Raw genomic sequence first — 269 nt, 5'->3', positions numbered from 1 at the left:
GGTTTTGATAAACCCTAAATTAAGCCGCCGGATTTTTAAAAGCAAAGATTCAGCGGTTTAAGGTTTTATTTTGAACAGGCACAAATGCTATTCTTTAAAAAATCCAAGGCTTTAAGTGCATCCATTCCTTTTTTGTCTGCATATTCAAGAAGCTGGGCAACTTTTGACATCAAGTCAAGATTATGCTCAGACATTTCATTCCATAAAATTATAAGCTCAGCACGGTCTTTTAAAATTCCTGCCGCAATACAAAAAGACTTTACGCCCAC

The 269-nt window shown here is 36.1% G+C and carries 1 protein-coding gene; it reads right to left on the bottom strand.

Annotated features, from left to right (window positions below):
• Positions 1-65: 65 nt before the first annotated feature.
• A partial coding sequence (locus B4C08_RS03660) for a hypothetical protein (protein WP_296663001.1) occupies positions 66-269 on the bottom strand: 204 nt, incomplete at its 5' end.

The sequence above is a fragment of the Treponema sp. UBA753 genome (genome assembly GCF_002297325.1).
Classification (GTDB): Bacteria; Spirochaetota; Spirochaetia; order Treponematales; family Treponemataceae; genus Treponema_D.
This window is presented reverse-complemented; position numbering and strand designations above follow the sequence as displayed.